The sequence below is a fragment of the Saccharopolyspora tripterygii genome, assembly GCF_054778355.1.
In genome coordinates this window covers 266,472-288,541 of sequence record NZ_BAAGZP010000029.1, presented here as the reverse complement: position 1 = coordinate 288,541, position 22,070 = coordinate 266,472, and the positions used below count along the sequence as shown (strand labels likewise).

Annotated in this window: 23 protein-coding genes; 7 read left to right on the top strand and 16 right to left on the bottom strand. The window is 71.2% G+C overall.

From position 1 onward, the window contains the following. Positions 1-109 precede the first annotated feature (109 nt). Complete coding sequence (locus ACYVF3_RS22960) at positions 110-796, bottom strand: GntR family transcriptional regulator (protein WP_461156311.1); 687 nt, start codon at positions 794-796, stop codon at positions 110-112. Between the two features lie 258 nt (positions 797-1,054). Here ACYVF3_RS22960 and ACYVF3_RS22955 point away from each other — a divergent pair, with 258 nt between their 5' ends. The 4 genes from ACYVF3_RS22955 (at position 1,055) to ACYVF3_RS22940 (ending at position 4,858) form a co-directional block, all read left to right on the top strand. After that, entirely contained in the window at positions 1,055-1,837 is a 783-nt protein-coding gene (locus tag ACYVF3_RS22955) for a hypothetical protein (protein WP_461156310.1), read from the top strand. A gap of 60 nt (positions 1,838-1,897) precedes the next feature. Next, positions 1,898-3,241 carry an amidase gene (locus ACYVF3_RS22950; RefSeq protein ID WP_461156309.1) on the top strand — a complete coding sequence of 448 codons (1,344 nt, stop codon included), beginning with the start codon at positions 1,898-1,900 and terminating at the stop codon, positions 3,239-3,241. A gap of 68 nt (positions 3,242-3,309) precedes the next feature. Further along, the gene (locus ACYVF3_RS22945; RefSeq protein ID WP_461156308.1) at positions 3,310-4,302 is read left to right on the top strand and encodes a PHP domain-containing protein; all 993 of its coding nucleotides are present in this window, start codon (positions 3,310-3,312) and stop codon (positions 4,300-4,302) included. Between the two features lie 70 nt (positions 4,303-4,372). Continuing rightward, positions 4,373-4,858: a MarR family winged helix-turn-helix transcriptional regulator gene (locus ACYVF3_RS22940; protein WP_461156307.1), complete on the top strand. Its 486-nt coding sequence runs from the start codon at positions 4,373-4,375 to the stop codon at positions 4,856-4,858. 15 nt (positions 4,859-4,873) lie between these two features. On the opposite strand, the gene ACYVF3_RS22935 is transcribed toward ACYVF3_RS22940, so the two are convergent. Continuing rightward, positions 4,874-6,733 (bottom strand): ABC transporter ATP-binding protein, encoded by a 1,860-nt coding sequence (locus tag ACYVF3_RS22935; protein WP_461156388.1) that lies wholly within the window; start codon positions 6,731-6,733, stop codon positions 4,874-4,876. Between the two features lie 309 nt (positions 6,734-7,042). Here ACYVF3_RS22935 and ACYVF3_RS22930 point away from each other — a divergent pair, with 309 nt between their 5' ends. Then, a complete protein-coding gene (locus ACYVF3_RS22930) occupies positions 7,043-7,768 on the top strand; it encodes a GPP34 family phosphoprotein (protein WP_461156306.1) in 726 nt (241 codons plus the stop codon). Between the two features lie 23 nt (positions 7,769-7,791). Further along, positions 7,792-9,267: an APC family permease gene (locus ACYVF3_RS22925; RefSeq protein ID WP_461156305.1), complete on the top strand. Its 1,476-nt coding sequence runs from the start codon at positions 7,792-7,794 to the stop codon at positions 9,265-9,267. Between the two features lie 52 nt (positions 9,268-9,319). Here ACYVF3_RS22925 and ACYVF3_RS22920 read toward each other — a convergent pair whose 3' ends face one another. Further along, the gene (locus ACYVF3_RS22920) at positions 9,320-9,532 is read right to left on the bottom strand and encodes a hypothetical protein (RefSeq protein WP_461156304.1); all 213 of its coding nucleotides are present in this window, start codon (positions 9,530-9,532) and stop codon (positions 9,320-9,322) included. 163 nt (positions 9,533-9,695) lie between these two features. Here ACYVF3_RS22920 and ACYVF3_RS22915 point away from each other — a divergent pair, with 163 nt between their 5' ends. Further along, complete coding sequence (locus ACYVF3_RS22915) at positions 9,696-10,727, top strand: DUF3616 domain-containing protein (protein WP_461156303.1); 1,032 nt, start codon at positions 9,696-9,698, stop codon at positions 10,725-10,727. 10 nt (positions 10,728-10,737) lie between these two features. Here the strand turns inward: ACYVF3_RS22915 and ACYVF3_RS22910 are convergent, their stop codons facing one another. The 13 genes from ACYVF3_RS22910 to ACYVF3_RS22850 form a co-directional block, all read right to left on the bottom strand. Beyond that, the gene (locus ACYVF3_RS22910; RefSeq protein ID WP_461156302.1) at positions 10,738-11,373 is read right to left on the bottom strand and encodes a LutC/YkgG family protein; all 636 of its coding nucleotides are present in this window, start codon (positions 11,371-11,373) and stop codon (positions 10,738-10,740) included. Further along, the gene (locus ACYVF3_RS22905; protein ID WP_461156387.1) at positions 11,366-12,796 is read right to left on the bottom strand and encodes a LutB/LldF family L-lactate oxidation iron-sulfur protein; all 1,431 of its coding nucleotides are present in this window, start codon (positions 12,794-12,796) and stop codon (positions 11,366-11,368) included. Before ACYVF3_RS22905 ends, ACYVF3_RS22910 begins: the two co-directional genes overlap by 8 nt. Before the next feature lie 17 nt (positions 12,797-12,813). Further along, positions 12,814-13,545, bottom strand: coding sequence for a (Fe-S)-binding protein (locus tag ACYVF3_RS22900; protein WP_461156301.1), 732 nt, complete (start codon positions 13,543-13,545; stop codon positions 12,814-12,816). Positions 13,546-13,707: 162 nt separating this feature from the next. After that, positions 13,708-14,508, bottom strand: coding sequence for an IclR family transcriptional regulator (locus ACYVF3_RS22895; protein ID WP_461156300.1), 801 nt, complete (start codon positions 14,506-14,508; stop codon positions 13,708-13,710). Between the two features lie 126 nt (positions 14,509-14,634). Beyond that, a complete protein-coding gene (pcaC, locus tag ACYVF3_RS22890) occupies positions 14,635-15,018 on the bottom strand; it encodes a 4-carboxymuconolactone decarboxylase (RefSeq protein WP_461156299.1) in 384 nt (127 codons plus the stop codon). Continuing rightward, complete coding sequence (gene pcaD / locus ACYVF3_RS22885) at positions 15,015-15,773, bottom strand: 3-oxoadipate enol-lactonase (protein WP_461156298.1); 759 nt, start codon at positions 15,771-15,773, stop codon at positions 15,015-15,017. The genes pcaC and pcaD overlap by 4 nt, the downstream gene beginning before the upstream one ends. Beyond that, positions 15,770-17,086 carry a 3-carboxy-cis,cis-muconate cycloisomerase gene (pcaB, locus tag ACYVF3_RS22880; RefSeq protein ID WP_461156297.1) on the bottom strand — a complete coding sequence of 439 codons (1,317 nt, stop codon included), beginning with the start codon at positions 17,084-17,086 and terminating at the stop codon, positions 15,770-15,772. Before pcaB ends, pcaD begins: the two co-directional genes overlap by 4 nt. Positions 17,087-17,124: 38 nt before the next feature. After that, on the bottom strand, positions 17,125-17,685 hold the full coding sequence (pcaG, locus tag ACYVF3_RS22875; protein WP_461156296.1) for a protocatechuate 3,4-dioxygenase subunit alpha: 561 nt from the start codon (positions 17,683-17,685) through the stop codon (positions 17,125-17,127). Beyond that, entirely contained in the window at positions 17,685-18,437 is a 753-nt protein-coding gene (pcaH, locus tag ACYVF3_RS22870; RefSeq protein WP_461156295.1) for a protocatechuate 3,4-dioxygenase subunit beta, read from the bottom strand. Before pcaH ends, pcaG begins: the two co-directional genes overlap by 1 nt. Positions 18,438-18,534: 97 nt before the next feature. Further along, a complete protein-coding gene (locus tag ACYVF3_RS22865) occupies positions 18,535-19,290 on the bottom strand; it encodes a CoA-transferase subunit beta (protein WP_461156294.1) in 756 nt (251 codons plus the stop codon). Continuing rightward, positions 19,287-20,108: a CoA transferase subunit A gene (locus ACYVF3_RS22860; RefSeq protein WP_461156293.1), complete on the bottom strand. Its 822-nt coding sequence runs from the start codon at positions 20,106-20,108 to the stop codon at positions 19,287-19,289. The genes ACYVF3_RS22865 and ACYVF3_RS22860 overlap by 4 nt, the downstream gene beginning before the upstream one ends. A gap of 112 nt (positions 20,109-20,220) precedes the next feature. Then, complete coding sequence (locus ACYVF3_RS22855; protein ID WP_461156292.1) at positions 20,221-20,706, bottom strand: NUDIX domain-containing protein; 486 nt, start codon at positions 20,704-20,706, stop codon at positions 20,221-20,223. Between the two features lie 241 nt (positions 20,707-20,947). After that, positions 20,948-21,904, bottom strand: coding sequence for a DUF3048 domain-containing protein (locus tag ACYVF3_RS22850; protein ID WP_461156291.1), 957 nt, complete (start codon positions 21,902-21,904; stop codon positions 20,948-20,950). Positions 21,905-22,070: the final 166 nt, after the last annotated feature.

The following is a 22,070-nucleotide window of genomic DNA, read 5'->3' as shown; positions in this document are numbered from 1 at the left end:
CCGGCTCCGGGGAGGTTGGTCAGTGGTGTGGGGGAAGTTTTCATGAAAACTTCCCCCACACCACAGACCAGACATTCCGGTCACCAAGGGTCCTCGGTGCGGACTGAAACTAGTCCTCGGTGCTCTGGGCGAGGTAGCTCTGGCGGGTGTGCTCGGTGTGCTCGCGCATGAGGCGGGCCGCGGTGTCGGCGTCCTGGGAGGTGATGGCCTCGATGAGCGCGGCGTGCTCGTCCCAGGCCTGCTTGCCCCGGCTCTTGGCGACCGGCGTGTGGTACCAGCGAACCCGGCGGTTGATCTGGGCCGCGAGTTCGTTGAGGACCTTGTTGCCCGACATCTCGGTGATCTTCGCGTGCAGCTCGGCGTTGGCGGCGACGACCGCTTCCACGTCGTCGGCCTTGATGGCGGCGAGCCCGGACTTGTAGATCCGCTTGAGCTCGGCGACACCGTCCTTGGTGGAGTTCAGCGCGGCCAGGCGCGCGGATTCCGCCTCCAGCAGGGTGCGCACCCCCAGGAGCTGGTCGGCCTCTTCCGGAGTGGGGCTGTGCACGAAGGCGCCGTAACCGGGCCGCAGGTCGACCCATTCGTCCTTCTTGAGCCACTGGAGCGCCTCGCGGACCGGCTGGCGGGACACACCGAGCGCTTCGGCGAGCTCCTTCTCGACCAGGTGCTGCCCGGGCTTGAGCTCGCCGGTGATGATCAGTTCGAGGATGGCCTCGTAGACCGTCTCGCGCAGCGGCACCGGTCGCGTCACCTGGCGGGCGGCGATGCCCTCGGACAGTTTCGAGGTCAGGGACATGCGCCTCAGCTCCGCTTGCTCGTACCGACGGTGGCCACGGGCCCGAGCCCGTGGCTTCAGCATACAGTATCCCAGCAGTCCGGACCGGTTCGACGCACGCGGCGGAGCCGGTTCGTCCAGTGTGGACCAGCTGCTGGGCCGAACGGATGGATCACCGGTGTGGTCCTGGACACCACCGCGCCGCCGGGCTACAACCACCGGTGCCAGGCCCGATAGCCGAGGCCTGCGGGGAATCGCTCCCCACTGCCGGAGGCGCCGATGAGCGTGCCCGCGTTACTCCCGTTCGCAGCCCTGGCCGTCCTGCTCGCAGCGGTGGCCGCCGATCTGCTCAGCTCCGCCAGGAGCCGTGCCCCTGCCCGGTACGACCTGCCGGTGGCGGGGGCCGGCGTCCTCTCCGCGCTGCTGGTCGCAGCCGGCCTGGGTGCGGCCGCACCCGAGCGGGCCGTGCCGTTCCTCGCGGCTTGGGGATCGGCGATCGCGCTGACGGTGGACCTGGTCGTCGTGCTGGTCGTGCTGAGCTTCCGGGTGCCGCAGGCGAAGCGGCTGGTGGTGATCGCGGTCGCGACGACCGCGCTGGTCCGGATCGTGCTGGTGGCCACCGGGGTCGGTGCGGTGGCGTGGATCTCGGCGCTGTTCGGGCTGCTCGTGCTGATCCTCGCGTGGTGGCTGTTCCAGCACGGCGAAGCGGGTCTGCCCGAAGCGGGTGCGCTGGCCCTCGGCGCGATCCCCGCTGCGGTGGCCTTCGCCGCGTTCGCCGTCTCGGCCACCGGCGGTGCTTCGGTGCTGGTGCTGTGCGCGAACCTGCTGGCCCTGATCGGGGTGGTCCGGTTGGTGCGGTGGACCGCCCGGGTGTGCGCGCCGATGTCCGACGCCTCGGTCGGGTTCTCCGCGGTCCTGGTGTTCATCGGGGTCAAGTCCCTGCTGACGGGTGCGACCGGGCGGGGACCCGCGCACGACCTTGAGGGAGCGCTGCTGTCCCTGGCGATGACCGCGCTGGTGGCGGCGCTGCTGACGATCACCGCGGTGCGCGAGCGGCGTTGACGGATCCTCGTTCGCGCGCTGAAGATGAGCTCTTCGCTGATCAGCCTGTCGGGAGGCACCGTGAGCACGGGGACGCAGCAGACGACGGGGTTCTTCCGCGGGCGCACCATCGGCGAGCTCGGCGAGCGGCTGCGCACCGGGGAGTTGCGCTGCGCCGACCTCGTCGAGGCCGCCCTCACCGCCATCGACGCGCTGGACGGGGAGGTCAACGCCTTCGTCACCGTCGACGCCGCGGGTGCGCGGCGCGCGGCGGAGAAGGCCGACGCGGAGCTCGCCGACGGCCTCGATCGCGGCCCGCTGCACGGCATCCCGGCCGGGGTCAAGGACATCATCGACGTCGCCGGGTCGCGCACCACGATGGGCTCGGCGCACTTCGCCGAGAACGTGTCCACATCGGATGCCGCGTGCGTGCGGAGCCTCCGGGAGGCCGGCGCGGTGATCATCGGCAAGACCACGACGCACGAGTTCGCCTTCGGCCCCACCGGGGACCGCGCCCACAACGGCGCCTCGCGCAATCCGCACGACACCGGGCGGATGTCGGGCGGATCCAGCGGCGGCAGCGGGGCAGCGGTGGCCGCCGGGATGGTGCCGCTGGCGCTGGGCACCGACACCGGCGGCTCAGTGCGGATTCCCGCGTCGCTGTGCGGCGTCGCCGGGTTCAAGCCCGCCCACGGCGCGGTGCCCACCGACGGGGTCTTCCCGTTGTCGCGAACGCTCGACCACGTCGGCGTGCTGGCGGGCAACGCGGCCGACTGCAGGCTGGGCTACCGGGTTCTGGCCGGGCTGCGGCCGATGCCCCGCCGCGAGAGCGGATCCGAGGTCAGCATCGGCTGGATCCCGCCGGAACTGCTGCACCCCACCGATGCTCGGGTCGCCGGACTCGCTCGTTCAGGGCTGGCTGTGGACGGTCTCGACGTGCGCGAGGTCCGGCCGCGGGGCCTGGACGGGATGCTGCGCGCCTTCGGTGCGATCCAGTTCAGCGAAGCGCACGCCGTGCACGCCGAACGCGTCGCCGACTCGCCGGAGCTGTTCACCGACGACGTGCTGGCGATCCTGCGGCTGGCGGGCGAAACGGCGGGCTGGCAGTACGTCCGGGCGTTGACCGAACGTGACGACTGGCGCGCCGCGGTCGCTGACCTGCTCGCCGAGGTGGAGCTGCTCGCCCTGCCCACGACCTGCGTCGTCGCGCCCGAGGTCGACCAGCGGGAGGTGGACGTCAACGGCACGACGACACCGGTGCGGAGTCCCCTGATCGGCCTCACCCGGCCCTGGAACCTCGCCGGCGTCCCGGCGATCTCGGTGCCCGCCGGAACGGTCGACGGGCTACCCGTCGGCGTGCAGCTGGTCGGCCGACCGGGCCAGGAGGACCTGCTGTTCGCCGTGGCCGACCGCGTCAGCCGCTGATCGCCCTGCTCGTCGCAGCCGGTGTCGCGGCGGTGGCGCCCGGGCGGCTCACCGGCTACCAATGACGGGTGGCTGACGACGCCGCGGTCTCGGCGCTGCGCGAGATCGCCTTCTGGCTGGAGAAGCAGAACGCGCCCACCTACCGGGTGCGGGCGTTCCGGCGCGCGGTCGCGGTCATCTCCGACCTGCCCGACCTCGACCGCCGCGTGGAGTCCGGGAAGCTGACGGACCTGGAGGGCATCGGCCGCACCACCGCAGCGGTCATCACCGAGGCCCACGCCGGTGACACGCCCGGCTACCTGCAGAAGCTGCGCGACGAGGTCGAGATCCCGGAGCACGGCGAGGCCCTGCGCGCGGCGCTGCGCGGCGACTGCCACGCCCATTCCGACTGGTCCGACGGCGGCAGCCCGATCGCCGAGATGGCCGCGGCCGCGCGGTGGCTGGGACACGAGTGGATTGCGCTGACCGACCACTCGCCGCGGCTGACGGTCGCGCGCGGGTTGTCCGCCGAGCGGCTGCGCGAGCAGCTGAAGGTGGTCACCGCGCTCAACCAGGAGCTGGCGCCGTTCCGCATCCTCACCGGCATCGAGGTCGACATCCTCGACGACGGCGCCCTCGACCAGGACGAGGACCTGCTGGCCTCGCTCGACGTGGTGGTGGCCAGCGTGCACTCGCAACTGCGGATGGACGCGGCTGCGATGACCCGCCGCATGGTCGCCGCCGTGCGCAACCCGCACGTCGACGTGCTGGGGCACTGCACCGGGCGGCTCGTCGGCGGCCGCAAGCGACCTCAGTCGACCTTCGACGCACGCGAGGTCTTCACCGCGTGCCAGGACCACGACGTCGCCGTGGAGATCAACTCGCGGCCGGACCGGCTCGACCCGCCGCGTGAACTGCTGGGCCTGGCACGGGATCTGGGCTGCGTCTTCAGCATCGACTCCGACGCCCACGCACCGGGCCAGCTCGCCTGGCTCGACCACGGGTGCGCGCGAGCGGAGGAGTGCGGGATCGGGCCGGACCGCATCATCAACACCCGCTCGGCCGCCGAGATGGCCTCATGAGCGGTTGTGCGAATCGAGCCGCCCCGCCGAGTGACTCGTTGAAGCTTGAACTGCTGTTAGGCTCGGATCCGTGAGTGACACGCGCTGGCTGAGCGATCACGAGCAGCGCGCCTGGCGGAAGCTGGCCGCACTGATGAGCGTGGTGCCGCCCGCTCTGGACGGGCAGCTGCAGCGCGACGCCGGACTGACGATGTTCGGCTACTGGGTGCTGGCGATGCTCTCCGAAGCGCCCGGCAGGCAGCTCCGGATGAGCCACCTCGCGCAGCAGTCCAACGCCTCGGCCTCCCGCGTGTCGCACGTGGTGTCCCGGTTGGAGCAGCAGGGCTTCGTCGCCCGCCGCAAGGCCGAGGCCGACGCGCGCGGCAGCATCGCCGAGCTCACCGAAGCCGGGATGACCAAGGTCGTCGCCTCGGCTCCGGGGCACGTCGAGAAGGTCCGCTCGCTGATCATGGACGGTCTCGGCCCGGAGCAGGTCGAGCTCCTCGACGAGCTGTGCACCGCGCTGCTCGCTCAGGTCGACCCGGACGGGACCCTCTCGGTGGCCCCGCCCGGATGACCAGCGCAGGCGGGGTCAGGCCGCTTCGTCGGCGTCGGACTGCGTCGCGAACTGCGTCCGGTACAGCTCCGCGTAGTGGCCGCCGCGAGCCAGCAGCTCCTCGTGCGTGCCCTCCTCGACGATCGTGCCCTCGTCGATCACCAGGATCCGGTCGGCCTCCCGGATGGTGGCCAGGCGGTGAGCGATCACCAGCGCCGTGCGTCCGGACAGCGCCCCGGCCAGCGCCCGTTGCACGGCCGCCTCGGACTCCGAGTCCAGGTGCGCGGTCGCCTCGTCGAGGACGACGATCGGCGGGGCCTTGAGCAGCAGTCGCGCGATCGCGAGCCGCTGCTTCTCACCGCCGGAGAGCCGGTGTCCGCGATCGCCGACGACCGTGTCCAGCCCGTCCGGCAGCGAGTCGATCAGGTGGCCCAGCTGCGCGGTGCGCAGGGCCTCGATCAGCTCGTGCTCCTCGGCGTCCGGCCGGGCGAAGGCGAGGTTCTCCCGGATGGTGTCGTGGAACAGGTGGGCTTCCTGGGTGACCACGCCGACGTGCTCGTAGAGCGAGGTCAGCGACGCGTCCCGGACGTCGACGCCACCGATGCGCACCGAACCGGTGTCGACGTCGTAGAGCCGCCCGGCCAGGTTGGTGATGGTCGTCTTTCCCGCACCGGAGTGGCCCACCAGTGCGATCGTGTGCCCCGGCTCGGCGCGGAAGCTGATGTCGTGCAGCACCGGGTGCGCGGGGGAGTTGTCCGGTCGCGCCACGGACTCCAGCGAGGCCAGCGAGACCTCGCTGGAGGCGGGGTAGCGGAACGAGACGTGGTCGAACTCGACGTCCGAGGCGCCCGCGGGCAGCTCCCGGGCGTCGGGCTTCTCGGTGATCATCGGCTTGAGGTCGAGGACCTCGAAGACGCGGTCGAAGCTCACGAGCGCGGTCATCACGTCCACGTGCACGTTCGACAGCGCGGTCAGCGGCCCGTAGAGCCGGTTGAGCAGCGTGGCCAGGGCGACCAGGGTGCCCAGCTGGAAGGCGCCGGCCAGGACCAGCCCGCCGCCGAAGCCGTAGACCACCGCGGTGGCCAGGGCCGCCAGCAGCGTCAGCGCCACCACGAACACGCGGCTGTACATGGCCGAGACGATGCCCATGTCGCGGACCTTCTCGGCGCGGCGGGCGAAGCGGTCGGACTCCTCGTCGGCGCGGCCGTAGAGCTTCGCGAGCATCGCCCCTGCGACGCCGAAGCGCTCGGTCATCAGCGAGCTCATCTCCGCGTCGAGCTTCATCTGCTCGCGGGTGATGCGCTGGAGCCTCCGACCCACCCAGCGCACCGGCAGGATGAACAGCGGCAGCAGCACCAGCGAGATCACCGTGATCTGCCAGGACAGCGTGAACATGGTGGCCAGCACCAGCACGAGGCTCAGGACGTTGGACACGACCGATGACAGGGTCGAGGTGAGGGCGCGCTGGGCGCCGATGACGTCGTTGTTGAGCCTGCTGACCAGCGCGCCGGTCTGGGCGCGCACGAAGAAGGCCACCGGCATCCGCTGCACGTGGTCGAAGACCTCGCTGCGCAGGTCGTAGATGAGGCCTTCGCCGAGGCGGGCGGAGTACCAGCGCTGGGCGAGGCTCATGACCGCTTCCGCGACGGCGACGCCGGCGACCGCGAGCGCCAGCCACACCACCAGCGAGAAGTTCCGCGGCACGATGCCGTCGTCGATGATGGCCTTGAACAGCAGCGGGTTGACCACCCCGAGCACGGCGGCCAGCGCCACCAGCACCAGGAACGGCACGATGTCGCGCAGGTAGGGGCGGGCGTATCCGGCGATCCGGCGCAGCAAGCCCGCTGACAGGCGTTGCCGGGTGACTGACTTGTCGCTCGCGAACGAGCGCATCATCGACCAGTTGGAGGCGTCCACTTGGCGGTCCTTCGTGAGGTGGTGGTGTCGAGCGGGTTCGGGCCCTTACATCCTCGGACTTCGTGTTAGGTGGAAGTCAATGCGCCTGTCGGATGTTCCCGCGCGCCGGTAAGCGGAAGGTTTCGCACCACAACGATTCGGCCACATCACACCTCGGGCCGATGCGCGGAACGAGGTTGATCTTGAACTATGAGCGGGCACTGCTCGGCGGGGCCGACTCGAAAGCGCTCCTCGCCAGCGGTGCGGCGGTCTTGGCGACGACGTTCTGGCTGGTGGAGGAGCGAGCACGTGTTGAAGGGCGCGACCCGGAGCGGTCCGATCGTTCCGGATCACCACGGCACGCGACTTCCGCTGCGCATCGCCGACCGGTTCTTCCTCGTCGCGCACGGCGGCGAGGGCCGGATCTCGCCGCGGATCGACCCGGACCTGCTCGCGCTGGGATGCGCCGGAGGTCTGCTGGCCGAGCTCATCGTGGAGGAGGAGATCGCCCTCACCCCCGACGTGCGGCCCAGCGGCGACGGCCGCTGCCCCGACTTCCTGTCGTGGACGGTGCTGCGCGAGGTCCGCCGCGAGTCGGGCCACGACCTGCGCACCTGGCTGGAGTACCTGGCGCAGAACGCGGTGGAGAAGGTGCGCTCCCGGCTGGTACTCGTCGACGTGCTGCGCGAGGTCCCGGTCTCCGGTGGTCTGCGCGGCGGTTCGGCGGCGGCCTGGCGCATCGACGACGCGCAGCACGGGGACGCCACCGCGGTTCTCGAAGAGCTGTTCACCGGTACCGAGACCACCTCCGGCAACGGCGTGATCACCGTGCCCGAGCGGCTCGGCGAGATCACCTTCGCGCTGCTGGCGCGCGAGACCGGGGTGCTGCGCCACACCCGGTTCTCCAAGCAGGTCCTGCGCCAGGGCGAGTTCCGGATGGGGTCCTGGGAGTCGCTGCTGCCCGGCACGTTGCGGAACCTGATCTACGAGATCGCCGCCGCGCGGGGCAAATCCGCGATCACCCCGCGGCACTGAGCACCACCACGAGGAGCGTGAAGTTGCCACCTTCGAAGGTTTCGGCGGCACTGGCCGGATCCAGGATGGGGGTGCTGTCGATCGTGTTCTTCACGGTGGCCGCCGGTGCCCCGGCCACGATCGTCGGCGGCGTGGCGGTGAGCGGGTTCGCGGTCGCCGCCACACCCGGGGTACCGCTCGGCTACGCGGTGATGGCGCTGGTCATCGGTGCGTTCTCGATCGGATACCTGACCATGTCGCGGCACGTCGACAACGCGGGTGCCTTCTACGCCTACATCGCCAAGGGGCTCGGCGGTTCCGCCGGGACCGGGGCCGGAGCCGTGGCGGTCGTGTCCTACCTGCTGATCCTCAGCGGTCTGGTCGGTGGTTTCGGCGTCGGAGCAGCGGATTTCACGCAGCGGCTCAGCGGTGCCGGGGTGGCCTGGTGGTGGTTCTCGGCCGCCGCGATCGTGCTGGTCGCGGTGCTCGGCCTGCAGCGCATCGACGTCAACGGTCGCGTCCTCGCGCTGCTCCTGCTGGCCGAGGTGTGCGTCCTGATCGTCTACGACGTGGCCTTCTTCGTGACACCGGCGTCCGGAGCGGGAGTCGGCTCGCTGGATCCCGCGGTGCTGCTGACCGGGTCCTCGGGGGCGATCGTGCTGATCGCCTTCAGCGGCTTCATCGGTTTCGCCAACCTCACCGTGCTCGCCCAGCAGGCCCGCGACCTGCGCACCGTCCTGAACGCCGGGTACCTGTCGCTGCTGGTCCTGGGCGTGCTGTTCTCGGTGTCCACCTGGGCGATCGCCGCGGTGACCGGAACGGGCGGCGTGGTGGCCGCGGCTGACGGGCATTCCACGGGGCTGCTGTTCGCACTGGCCGCGGAGCGGTTGCCGGTCGCCCTGGTGGACCTGGGCAACTGCCTCTACCTGACCTCGTTGTTCGCCGCCGCGCTGGCGTTCCACCACGTGTGCGCCCGCTACCTGTTCTCCCTCGGCCGCGAAGGGGTGGGCTTGTCCTGGTGGGCGCGGACCAGCACGCGCACCGCCGCACCGGTCGCGGGCTCGTTGATCGCGACCGCGGTGGCGACGGTCGCCGTGGTGCTCACCGGCGGGCTGGAGCTGGACCCGGCCGTGCACCTGTTCTTCTGGAGCATCATCACGGGTGCTCTGGGGGTCTTGCTGCTGGTCCTGCTGACGTCGGTCGCCGTGGTCGGCTACTTCCGCGGCGTCGCCGGTCACGGGCACGGCGCGTGGCCCACCGCGGTCGCGCCCTCGGTCGCGGCGGTCCTGCTGGCGATCGCGCTGGTGCTGGCCGTGTCGTCCTACGGCACCACGCTCGGCCTCGCGCCCGGGCACGTGCTGGGCTGGGTCGTGCCCTCGGGCATGGCCGCGGTCTTCGCGGCCGGGCTGGCGTGGGGCGCGGTGCTCAAGCGGACCAGGCCGGAGGTCTACGCGCGCATCGGGATGGGCGCTCGGGCCACCGTCGTGCGCATGGGTCCCGAAGCGCTGGTCGGCCGTTGATCCAGGTCGCGGGAGGGCACCCGGCTCGGTGCCCTGCCGCGGCGACGAGGTGTCAGGTTTCGGCACCCACGTAGCGGAATACCCAGGTTCCATCACCGTTCTTGCCCGAGCGCTCGTAGATCAGCCGAGGTGGTACGGCTTCCGGGTTGCGAGCGCGCGCGGGCAGGGTGATGCGCGGGATCGGTTTTCCCGATGAGTCGGCCGAGACGGTCACTTCCTGACCGTCCTGCGGCCCTCCGCGGAGCCGGACCCGGATGTCTGGCACGGCGACCCCTTTCCTTCTCCCAAAGACGCGAGGACAACGACGTCGGCTAGGACCCGCGCGCCCTCCGCCCGGTTCCCGCGGTCACTTGATCGTGTGCGCGAGGAGATCATCACGTTCACCAGATCCAGCGGCTCATGCTGGAACATCCTGGTACAAACGACGGATGAACGTAGCACGAACGGTGCGATTGACCTTCACAGCCGGTGCGCTCGAATCCGGGACGCACACCAACCTCTCGGCCGTGCGCACCGACGGGGAGCACCTGTGGATCGCGGGCGACGAGACCGCCACGGTCGAGCGGCTCACCTGCGACGACCCGGGCAAGCCCACCGAGTACCGGGAGCACGTGAGCTTCCCGCTCGCCGACGTGATCGACCTTCCCGGTGAGGCCGACGAGGAGGTCGACGTCGAGGGGATCTCCCGCAACGGCCCGTTCCTGTGGGTGGTCGGATCGCACAGCGCCAAGCGCCGCAAGGTCAAGTCCCACCACTCCGACGCGAAGGCGGCCAAGCGGCTCGCCTCGGTCAGCGCCGAACCGAGCCGGCGCGTGCTCGCCCGGATCGCGCTCTCCGATGCCGTGCCCGCCGCGCGCACCGACGACGGCGCGCCCAGCGCGGCCCTCGGCAGGGGAGGGCTGTTCGACCTCCTGGCCGACGACGATCACCTGGCGCCGTTCCTGTCGATCCCGGGTAAGGACAACGGGCTGGACGTCGAAGGCATCGCCGTGCACGGCGAACCCGGTCACGAGCGCGTCTACCTCGGACTGCGCGGCCCGGTGCTGCGCGGCTGGGCCGTGGTGCTGCTGGTGGAACCCCGCGAGGACGACGGTGAGCTCGAGCTGCGCAAGCTCAACGGCCACCGCTACGCCAAGATCTTCCTCGACCTCGACGGCCTGGGCATCCGCGACATGTGCGTGCACGGCGACGACCTGCTGCTGCTCGCCGGTCCGTCGATGGACCTCGACGGACCGGTCCGCGTCTACCGCTGGCCGGGCGCGGCCACCCTCGACACGGCCGACGTCGTCCACCGCGCCGAGCTGCACCGCGAACTCGACCTGCCGCACGGCGAGGGCGACGACCACGCCGAAGGGCTGGCCCTGCTGCCCTCCGGCGAACTGCTCGTCGTCTACGACAGCCCCGCCGCTCACCGAGTGGACGAGGCGGGCACCGTCCTGGCCGACGTCGTCCCCCTCTGAGCCGCCTGGGTCAGGGCGCCGGGGCGACCAGGACGTGGAGCGTTCTCGGTCCGTGCACGCCCTCGACCCGCTTGAGCTCGATGTCGCTGGTGGCCGACGGCCCGCTGATGAACGTCGTCGGCCGGGCCGGGTCCAGCCGGGACATGGCCGCGGGAACGTCGTCGGCGACCTCGTGCTCGGCGACCACGCAGATGTGCACGTCCGGGACGAGGGTGACCGCGCGCCGGCCCTGTCCCGGACCGTGGTCGAGGACGATCGTGCCGGTCGAGGCGATGCCCACCGCGGCTGTGGTGATCACCGCGTCCACCTGCTCCAACGCCTCGGTGTCGGCCGCCGGGTCGACGAGTTCGAACTCCTCGCGCAGCGCCTCCGACCACGCGTGTGGTGCCCCCTCGGGGATCAGCAGGCGCCGCGCTCCGGACGCGCGCGCCGTCGTGGCGATCGCCGAGGGGACCGCGTCGGCGGCCACCCTGTCCACAGTGGCCTTGTAATCGGCGACCGCCTCGCAGAACAGCCCCACCAGGTCGTCCGCCGGGCGGGACGTGCGGTAGTCGCGGGGAACGGTCGACAGGGGCTGGCGCTCGGTGCCGCGCAGGGCTTCCCGCACGCGCCCCAGCACGGCTTCGCGAGCCGAATCCCTACTCATCCTTGCCTCCTCGGGTCCGCTCCCACCAGGACCGGAACGATTCCTGCGCCGGTGCCGGCGCGTCCCGCGCGTCCGTCCACCGCGACAGCGGTGCCGGCAGGCGCCCGATCTTCCCCTTGCGGCCGATGACCTTCCGGCTCAGCGAGGCCGCCTTCTGCGCCCACGCCAGCCGCTTCGCGTCACCCAGGACCCACGAGGCCACGCCCATCAGCGCGTCCAGCGGCTTGTCGCGGGCGCTGGAGTGCTCCTCGACGACGCGGGTCCGCAGGTGCACCAGCAGGTCCGGGATGTCGATGGCCACCGGGCACACGTCGTAGCACGCACCGCACAGGGAGGACGCGAACGGCAGCGATTTGTCCATTTCGGACTCGGTCCCGCGCAGCTGCGGGGTCAGCACCGCGCCGATCGGACCCGGGTACACCGAGCCGTAGGCGTGGCCGCCGGTGCGCTCGTAGACCGGGCACACGTTCAAGCAGGCCGAGCAGCGGATGCAGCGCAGCGCCTGCCGCCCGACCTCGTCGGCCAGCGCGTTGGTGCGACCGTTGTCCAGCAGCACCACGTGGAAGTTCTGCGGGCCGTCGCCCGCCGCGACGCCGGTCCAGGTCGAGGTGTAGGGGTTCATCCGCTCACCGGTGCTCGACCGGGGTAGCAGCTGCAGGAAGACCTCCAGGTCCTGCCACGTCGGCACGATCTTCTCGATGCCCACCACGCTGATCAGCGTTTCGGGCAGCGTAAGGCACATCCGGCCGTTGCCCTCGGATTCGACGACCACGAGGGTGCCGCTGTCGGCGACCGCGAAGTTGGCGCCCGAGACCGCCACCTTGGCGCGCAGGAACTTCTCCCGCAGGTGCCTGCGCGCGGCCTCGGCCAGCTTGGCCGGGTCGTCGGTGAGGTCCTCGGGAGCGGGGGTGCCGACCTTGCCCATCTCGTCGCGGAAGATCTCGCGGATCTCCGCGCGGTTGCGGTGGATCGCCGGCACCAGGATGTGGCTCGGGGTGTCGTGTCCCAGCTGGACGATCAACTCGGCCAGATCGGTCTCCCAGGCGTCGATCCCGGCTTCCTCCAAGGCGCCGTTGAGGTCGATCTCCTGGGTGGCCATCGACTTGACCTTGACCACCTCGCGCTCGCCGGTCTCCTGGACCAGCTCGGTGACGATCCGGTTGGCCTCGTCGGCGTCGCGGGCCCAGTGCACCGTGCCACCGGCGTTGGTCACCGCGGCCTCGAACTGCTCCAGGTAGGTGTCCAGGTTGGACAGCGCGTGCGCCTTGAGCGCCGCGCCGGACTCGCGCAGCTGCGGCCAGTCGTCGAGCTCGTCGACGACCTCGGCCCGCTTGTGGCGGATCGTGGTGGTGGCGTTGGCGAGGTTGTGCCGCAGCTGCGCGTTCGCGAGCTCGCGCTTGGCCGCGTGCGGGAAGGACGGCATTCCCAGGTGCGTGGCGCTCACAGCTCTCCTTCCGTCGAAGCCAGGATCTCGGCCAGGTGCAGCACCTGGACCCCGGACCGCTCGCGGGACAGCAACCCGCCGATGTGCATCAGGCACGAGGCGTCCCCGGCGCACAGCACCTCCGCACCGGTGTCGCGCACGTGCCGCGCCTTGTCGGAACCCATCGCCACCGACACGTCGGGGTTCTTCAGCGCGAACGTGCCGCCGAATCCGCAGCACTGCTCGGCGTCGGGCAGCTCCGCCAGTTCCAGCGATCGCACGGCGCGCAGCAGGCGCAGCGGCCGGTCGCCGACCCGCAGCAGCCGAGCCGAGTGGCAGGTCGGGTGATAGGTGACCCGGTGCGGGAAGTAGGCGCCGACGTCGGTGACGCCCAGGACGTCGACGAGGAACTCCGAGAGCTCGTGGACCTTCGGCGCGGTGTGATCGACCGCGCGGGAGAGCGCGCGGTCGCCGTCGGCGACCAGCGAGTGCTGGTGGCGGACGGAAGCGACGCACGAGCCCGACGGAGCCACGATCGCGTCGTAACCGTCGAAGGCCTCCACGAAGGTGCGCACCGAGGACTTCGCCTGCTTCCGGTACCCGGTGTTGGTGTGCATCTGCCCGCAGCAGGTCTGAGCGGCGGGGAAGTCCACTTCGCAGCCGAGCCGTTCCAGGACCTGCAGAGTGGCCTTCGGAGCTTCGGGGAACATCGTGTCCCCCAGGCAGGTCGCGAACAGTGCCACCTTCATGAACGCATCACCGGTTCCTCCTCCGTTGGCGGCTCGCGAGCATCTTCGCGCACTGCGCGCTGCGACACCGGATGTTGCGGACCATTCTGTGGTCGGACCATAGCAGGGCGGACGGGGATTTCCGAGGAGCGGTTCGCCGAGCGGAGGAGTCCCTCCGTCCGGTCAGCGGACCACCGCGCGGGACTGGGGCGAGACCGCCAGGTCAGCGGCGATGCGTCGGGTCGTCTCCAGCAGCGGCGGCAGCAGATCCTCCCGGGCCGCTTCGCGCGTGGTCCTGCTGGCGTGCGAGGAGATGTTGGCGGCGGCCACGATCCGGCCGTAGCGGTCGCGCACCGGGGCCGCGATCGAGCGCAGCCCCACCTCGAGCTCCTGATCGACCAGCGCCCAACCCTGCTCCCGGACGCGGGCGAGCTCCTCGACCAGCTCGGCCCGGGAGGTGATCGTGTGCGGGCCCAGCCGTGCGAGGTCGATTTGGTCGAGGTGGGCGCTGAGCTTGTCCTCGGGCAGGTCGGCCAGCATCACCCGGCCCATCGAGGTCGCGTAGGCGGGGAAGCGGGTGCCGATGTTGATCGAGACGGCCATGATCCGCGAGGTGGGAACGCGGGCGACGTAGACGATGTCGGTGCCGTCGAGCACCGACACCGACGCCGACTCGTGCACCTCGGAGACCAGCTGCTCCAGGTGGGGCTGGGCGATCTCCGGCAGCGACACGCTGGAGAGGTAGGCGAACCCGAGCTCCAGCACGCGCGGGGTCAGCGCGAACACCCGGCCGTCGGTCCACACGTAGCCCAGGTGCACCAGCGTGTGGAGGAAGCGGCGGGCGGCAGCGCGCGACAGGTCGGTCGCGCGGGCGACCTCCGAGAGGGTCATCTCCGGGTTGGACTCGTTGAACGCGCGGATCACCAGCAGTCCGCGCGCCAGCGACTGCACGTGGCCGGTGCTGTTGTCGGACTCGGAGTCCATCGATGATCCCCTCGTCGGCGGTGTCGCCCTGCGTCAGGAGCCGTTCCAGTATGCGGTGGCGGCCCCCGTTCCAGGTACAGCGCTCGGCTGGAATCGCGGTGCAGCCCGATCGTTCGGGCGAGAAGCCTACTCCGTTCGCTCTTCGGCGAGGACCGCATTGGCGATACCGAACGCCGTGTTGGCGCGCGGCACGCCCGCGTAGATGGCGACGTGCATCAGCACTTCCTTGATGCGCTCCGGTTCCAGCCCGTTGCGGCGGGCGGCGCGCACGTGCATCGCGAACTCGTCCTCGCAGCCGGTCGCGGCCAGGATCGCCAGCGTCAGCATGCTGCGGGTCGGCCGGTCCACGCCGTCGCCGGTCCACACCTCGCCCCACGCGTAGCGGGTGATGAAGTCCTGGAAGTCCGCGGTGAACTCGGTCTTGCGCTCGGTGGCGCGGTCCACGTGGGCGTCGCCGAGAACAGCGCGGCGCACCTGCATCCCCGCTTCGTGACGGGCTTCGTCGCTCATGCGGCTCCCCCGAAGTGCTCCAGCAGGAGCTCGTTGACGGCGTGCGGCTGCTCGGCGTTGGCCAGGTGCGCGGCCGGGGAGAGGACCTCGACGCGAGCGCCCGGCACGGCCTCGGCGATGCGCTCGGCGTGCGACGGGGGAGTGGCGGCGTCCTCGGCCCCGGCGATCACCAGGGTGGGGGCGGTGATCCCGGCAAGGCCGTCGAGCACGTCCATGCCGGCGATCGCCTCGCAGCAGGCCGCGTACCCCTCGGCGTCGGCCTTGACGATCATGTCCTCGAACTTCTCCCGGATGTCGGGGCGCTCCGCGGTGGCCGGGGTGAACCAGCGGGGCAGCGACGGCTCGACCATCGCCGCCATGCCCTGGGCGCGCACCTTCGCCGCGCGCTCCAGCCAGGGGGTGGTGCCCAGGTCGGCCGAGGTGCAGATCAGCGCCAGCCGGTCGATGCGCTCCGGCGCGCGCTCGGCCAGCCACATCCCGGTCATGCCGCCCAGCGACACCCCGGCGAAGTGGGCCTTGTCGATGTCCAGCCGGTCCAGCAGCTCCAGCACGTCGCCGCCGAGCTGGTCCAGCGAGTACGGGCCGGGCTCGGCGCCGGTGCCGCCGTGGCCGCGTTGGTCGTAGCGCAGCACGCGGAACCGCTCGGACAGCGCCGGTACCTGCTCGTCCCACAGGCGCAGGTCGGTGCCCAGCGAGTTGGACAGCACCACGACCGGGGCCCCGTCGGGCCCGGTCAGTTCGTGGTCGACGTTCACCGCTTCTCCCATCTGGTGTGCGATTCCAGTGCTCGGTCGATGAAAACCGATGCGGCGCCGAGGTAATCCTCAGGCGAGGTGGCCGAGACGATCTCGTCCTCGGTGAGCACGTTCCGGACCCTCGGTTCGGCGAGCAGTTCCGCGCGCAGCGAGCTGCCCCGCTCGACGGTGCGGCGGCACAGCTCCGCGACCAGGTCCTGGGCCCCGGTGCGCCCGAGCGCGCCGGACAGGTGGCCGGCGACGTTCTCGGCGAGCACCAGGCCTCGGGTGAGATCGAGGTTGGCGGCCATGCGGCCCGGGTGGATCCGCAGGTCCGCCAGCAGTTCCCGGGTGCGGTGCGCTGCGGCGGCGGTCAGCCGGAGCAGTTCGACCAGCGGCTCCCACTCCGACTGCCACTCCCCGGCCGCGCGCTCGTAGGCCTGCGGCATCGCCGAGAGCAGCGTCGCCACCAACCCGGGTGCCCGCTTGGTCGCGGCGCTGATCAGCACCGAGGTTGCGGGGTTGCGCTTGTGCGGCATGGCCGACGAGCCGCCGGGCTTGCCCTCGGTGAGCTCGCCGACCTCGGTCTGGGCGTGCAGCTCCACGTCCAGCGCGATCTTGCCCATCGCGCCGGAGGCCGCGCCCAGCGCGCCGGCGAGTTCGGCGATGCGGGTCCGATCGGTGTGCCAGGGAAGCACGGGTTCGGCGAGACCCAGCCGCGCGGCGAGGTCGCCCAGCACTTCGGGCCCGTTCGGTCCCAGCGACGCGAGGGTGCCCGCCGCGCCGCCGAACTGCACCGCCAGCGGGACGCGGCGCAGCGCGGCGATCGCCGAGTCCAGCGCGGTCAGCCATCCCGCGCAGCGCAGGCCGAAGGTGGTCGGGAGCGCCTGCTGCAGCAGCGATCTGGCCACGAGCGCGGTGTCGCGGTGCTCGTCGGCCAGCCGGGCGCACTCCTCGGCCGCCGCCCGCAGGTCGGTCAGGATCAGTTCCAGCACGTCGCGGGTGATCAGCACGGCTGCCGTGTCGAGGACGTCCTGGCTGGTCGCACCCCGGTGCACGTGCGGGCGCGAGCCGGGAGCGACCGCTGCCGCGAGGTCCGCGACCAGCGCGATCACGGGTGTCGCCGAGGCGGCCGCGCGCTCACCGATGGCGGCGGAGTCGAAGTCCTCGGCCCGGCAGTGCGCGGCGATGTCCGCGGCGGCGTCGGCGGGCACGATCCCGGCGCTCGCTTGGGCGGCGGCCAGCGCCGACTCGAAGTCCAGCATCGCCTGCAGCCACGCGTCGTCGCTGGTGCGCGCCGTGGCCTGCTGGGTGCTGAACATGGTGCGGAACAAGCCGGCCTCCCTCGATCCTGTGTGGACTCGCGGCACCATCAGACCGCGAAGAACACCGTTTCGCCATCGCCCTGCAGGCGGATGTCGAACCGCAGTCCCTCGGCGTCGGGGGTGGCGAGCAGCGTGTCCCGGCGTTCCGAGGGGACCCGCGAGAGGACGGGGTCGCTGGCGTTGGCCTGCTCGCCGGGGAAGTACACGCGGGTGACCACCCGGTTGAGCATGCCGCGCGCCAGCACGGTCACGTCGATGTGCGGTGCCTCGGTCCCGCCTTCCGGGGTGGGCAGCGGTCCGGGTGCGACCGTGCGGAACCAGAACCGGCCTTCGGCGTCGGTGGGGCAGCGGCCGAAGCCCTGCCATCCGGAGGATGCCGGGCGCGGGTCGGCGGGGTGGTCGAAGCGGCCCTGCTCGTCGGCCTGCCAGATCTCGATCACGCCGTCCGGCACGGGGTTCCCAGCGCCGTCGCGCAGAACGCCGTGCAGCACGAACGCGCCTTCGCGGCCGGAGGGGACGAGTTCGGGCCCGTCGTCCCACAGCATGCCGCCGGGCAGCGCGAAGAACGGGCCGATCGTCTGGGACGGGGTGGTGGCGGGTTCGGCCATCAGTCGTCGTCCTCCTCTTCCTCGTCCTCGAACACGGTGGCTTGGGGGCCGCGCAGCACGATGTCCCACGTGAAGCTCAACGCCCACTCGGGAACGGTCGAGTCGAGGTCGAACCGCGAGATCATCCGGTCTCGCGCCTTCTCGTCGCGCACCGAGTTGAAGATGGGGTCCTGGTAGAACAGCGGATCGCCCGGGAAGTACATCTGGGTGATCAGCCGCTGCGTGAACGCCTGCCCGAACAGCGAGAAGTGGATGTGCGCGGGCCGCCACGCGTTGTCGTGGTTGCGCCACGGGTAGGCGCCCGGCTTGATGGTGACGAACCGGTAGTTGCCCTCGGAGTCGGTCATGCAGCGGCCGGTCCCGGAGAAGTTCGGGTCCAGCGGAGCCGGGTGCCGGTCGCCCTGGTGCAGGTAGCGCCCGGCCGCGTTGGCCTGCCAGATCTCCACCAACGTGTTCGGGACCGGTTTCCCGGCCGAGTCCAGCACCTTCCCGCTGACGATGATCCGCTCGCCCAGCGGCTCGCCGTCGTGCTGGGCGGTCAGGTCGTCGTCGTGCTCACCGCACCGGTCCTGGCCCAGCAGCGGACCGGTCACCTCGGTCAGGTGCTGGGGCAGGTACTGCAGCGGTTGTTTCGGGTGCCGCAGCGCCGACGACCGGTACTCGGCGGAGTCCAGCGGCGGGTGCGAGGCATCGTCGGGCGCGTAATCCGGCAGGATGAGACCGGATTCGGACCGGGTCTCATGAACGGTCATGGGAAGGCTCCTCGGGCGGCTCTGCCAGTGGTTCTTGCGGTGTTCCCGCGGGCCGAAGCGCGGGATGGGGCGAGACGTCGGCGACGCTCACCAGGGCTCACACGGTAGCTTTCAGAGCCCGCAGGAATTCCAGCTCCTTTTCGCTGGGCGGATCCTGCTTCCCGAGGTCGTCGGCGATCTTGAGCTCCCACCCGACGGCCTCGCGGGCCTGCTCGACGGTGGAGCCGGGGCTGAGCTCGGTGAGCGTCAGCTCGCAGGTGTCCGGGTCCGGTCGCAGCACGCCGAGGTCGGTGATGACCTTGACGGGGCCCCGCCCGCGCAGGCCCAGCTCGTCGCGGTCGCCCTTGCCGGTGCCGTACCCCAGCGAGGTCACGAAGTCGACGCGGTCCACGAAGCTGCGGGGGCTCATCCGCATCACGATCAGCACCTCGCGGCACGAGGCCGCGATCTCCGGGGCACCGCCGGCTCCCGGCAACCGGACCTTCGGATTGCGGTAGTCGCCGCCGATGACGGTGGTGTTGATGTTGCCGAACCGGTCGACCTGCGCCCCGCCGAGGAAACCGATGTCGATGCGGCCGGGCTGCAACCAGTAGTTGAAGATCTCCGGGACGCTGATCACCGAGTCAGCGGTGTCGGCCAGCACGCCGTCGCCGATGGACAGCGGCAGCCGGTCCGGCTTGGCACCGAGAGTTCCCGATTCGTAGATCAGCACGAGGTTCGGCGCGTGCGTGCGGCGGGCGAGGTTGGCCGCGGTGCTGGGGAGGCCGATGCCCACGAAGCACTTCGCTCCGTCCTCCAGCGACCGGGCGGCGCCGACGGTCATCATCTCGTCGGAGGTGAACTCCTGGCTCATCGCGCGCTCCTGTTCGCACCGCGGACCTCGGTCTCCAGCCACTGCTCGAAGCGCTCGCGATCGCGGCCGATCGGGTCCCACTGCTGGTAGTAGTCGTTGTCCCGTTCGTAGTAGCCCTGCGCGTAGGACGGGTGCGCGCCGCGCGGGACCTCGGCGACCGCGGTGACCGCCCACTGCGGCAGCACCACGGACCCGGGGACCGGGGTGAGCTCGTCGACGATCTCCTCGACGGTGACCAGCGACCGCGCGGAGGCCAGCACGGTCTCCTTCTGCACGCCCGTGATGCCCCACATCTGCACGTTGCCCGCCCGGTCGGCGCGCTGCGCGTGGATGATGCCCACGTCCGGGTTGACGGCGGGCACGGCGGTGAGCCGCTCGCCGGTGAACGGGCACTCGATCGGCTTGATCGTCTCGGTCTGGTCGGGCAGGTCGGTCCCGGTGTAGCCGCGCAGCACCGCGAACGGCAGCCCGGAGGCTCCTGCCGCGTAGCGGTTGGCCATGCCGGCGTGGCTGTGCTCCTCGATCTCCAGCGGCACCGGCCACGAGTTCTGGATGGCGTCGCGGAAGCGGTGCAGCGAGCCGACGCCGGGGTTGCCGCCCCAGGAGAAGATCAGCTTGCGTGCGCAGCCGGCACCGATCATCTGGTCGTAGACGATGTCCGGCGTCATCCGGACCAGCGTGAGGTCCTTGCGGCTCTGCCGGATGATCTCGTGACCGGCGGCGACCGGGATGAGGTGCGTGAAGCCCTCCAGTGCCACCACGTCACCGTCGCGGACCAGTTCGGCGACCGCCTCGCGAAGGTCCAGGATGCGTGCCATCCCGACCACCTCTCGTTGTGCGCATAGTGAACAAATGTGCTCTATGCGAACGATAGTGGGCGGCAACGGGCCGGGTCAAGTCGATTTCGCCTGGTTGAGGCGCCCGGGGTGTCTAGAGCTCGCCGGTGGGCGGGAGTCCGTCGGCGGGGAGGCCGAGCACCTCGACGGCGGCTTCGGCGGCGGCGGTCGCCTGCAGGTACCCGGTCTCGCCCCAGGCGAGCAGGTCGCCGGCCTTGCTCGGGTTCACCAGCAGCCGCCGGTAGGTCCGCCCGCTGTCGGGGTCGGGAGCGGGCGGGTGCGCGCAGGAGATGAGCGCGGCCATCCGGACCTGGGCGTAGGGGGAGACGCTGTCGTTGACGCACTGGTAGCCGAGGTAGTGCGGGTCGTGGATGTCGACCGTGACCTCTTCCATGGCCTCGCGGCGCAGGATGTCGGCGTAGGCGACCTCGCCCGGCTCCGGCCGCCCGCCGGGCAGGGTGTGCTTGCTGCCGTCGAGGCGGATCAGCAATCGCCCGTCCGGGACGAACAGGAACCCGTACACCTGCCGCACCGCCAGACCCGCCGGAACGGGATCGGTGTGCCAGGAGAACTTGGGCATCGGTGCGGGTCCCTTCGACAAGCTGCCAGAAACGATCACTTTACCCGAGGGCCGTCGTCCAGCACCCGCGTTCGAAAGGGTGTTTCCACTGCGGACGACGGTCGTTTCGGACATACGGGATGAGCCCGCTCGCGTGACCCGGTTCACCGGTCGGCGATGCGGTCCGGCCCTGCCGGGGCGGGGGCTCCGAGTCCTGCCGCGACGTCGCTCCCGGAACAGTCCACAGTGGTCTGGGTGGTGCTCAGCCCTCCGGGCTCAGCACCACCCAGACCTGGCCGGGGGCGACGGGCAGCGGTGCGCCCGCGCGGTCGGTGTAGGTGGTGGGCGCTTCGGGCGAGGGGCGGTTCCAGGTGCCCTCGAAGCTCTTGCCCTCGCGCAGCACCACGGCCGGGCCGCTGCCGATGGTCTCGGCCACCGGTGACGGGTTGCCCGCGGCGTCGCGGACCACCGACTCGTGGGTGCGGACCTTCTGGATGATCACCGTGGACACGCCGACCCGGCCGCTGTGCACGGCGGCGTAGGGGTCGCCGTCCATCGAGACCATCCAGCGCTGCGAGGGGTGGTGGTAGAAGAACCCGACGGTCGCGGCGGGGTAGCGGACTTCGTAGCGCTCGGCGGGTGCGCCGCCCTGGGGAAGGTCGCCGATCATCGGCCGGGCGGCTCCGGGCCACGGCTGCGCGGGCGGGAGCCGGGTGGTGTCGACGAAGAGGTTGTGCGGGACGGGGCGCGCGTCGTCCCGGGAGTAGGCGTCGGGGACGTGGGCGTCAGAGGCGTCGGTGAGCGGGGCCGCTTGGATCGTCGGCAGCACCTCGGGTGCCGCGCCGGAGTAGGCGAGGGTGGGCCTGCCGTACTGCGGAAGGATTTCGGCGTCGGTCTCACGGGCGCTGCGCACCGGACCGACCGTCTGGGGCTTGTGGGTCGCGAAGATCGCCAGGATGCGGCTCAGGCCGCCTTCGACGGGTTCGACGTAGACCACGTCCGCCGCGTCGATGCCCACCGGCGGACGCCCTTCCGGCGAGTTGTCGATCTTCACCGCGGTCACCGGGGGTCCGTCCGGTGCCGATCCACCGCCCTGCTGCCCGGACGTCGTGCCGCCGCCCTGCGGTGGCGGCGGTGGTGGTGACGGCTGGCAGCCGGTGGCGCCCAGCAGCGCGAGCATGAACAGCACGGCCAGGAGCGTGCGCGAGCGGGTGAGCATGGTGCAGGCGAACTCCTTCCCCCGCTGTCCGAGGCTACGGATGCGGAAAGAATTCGCATTTTGATCGAGGTCGCACGGGGTCGTGAGGGGCGCGCCGCTGAATAAGTTAGCCTGGCTAATAGTTGATTCGAAGCAACCGTTCTCCTCGGGTGCGCGGTGCACGACA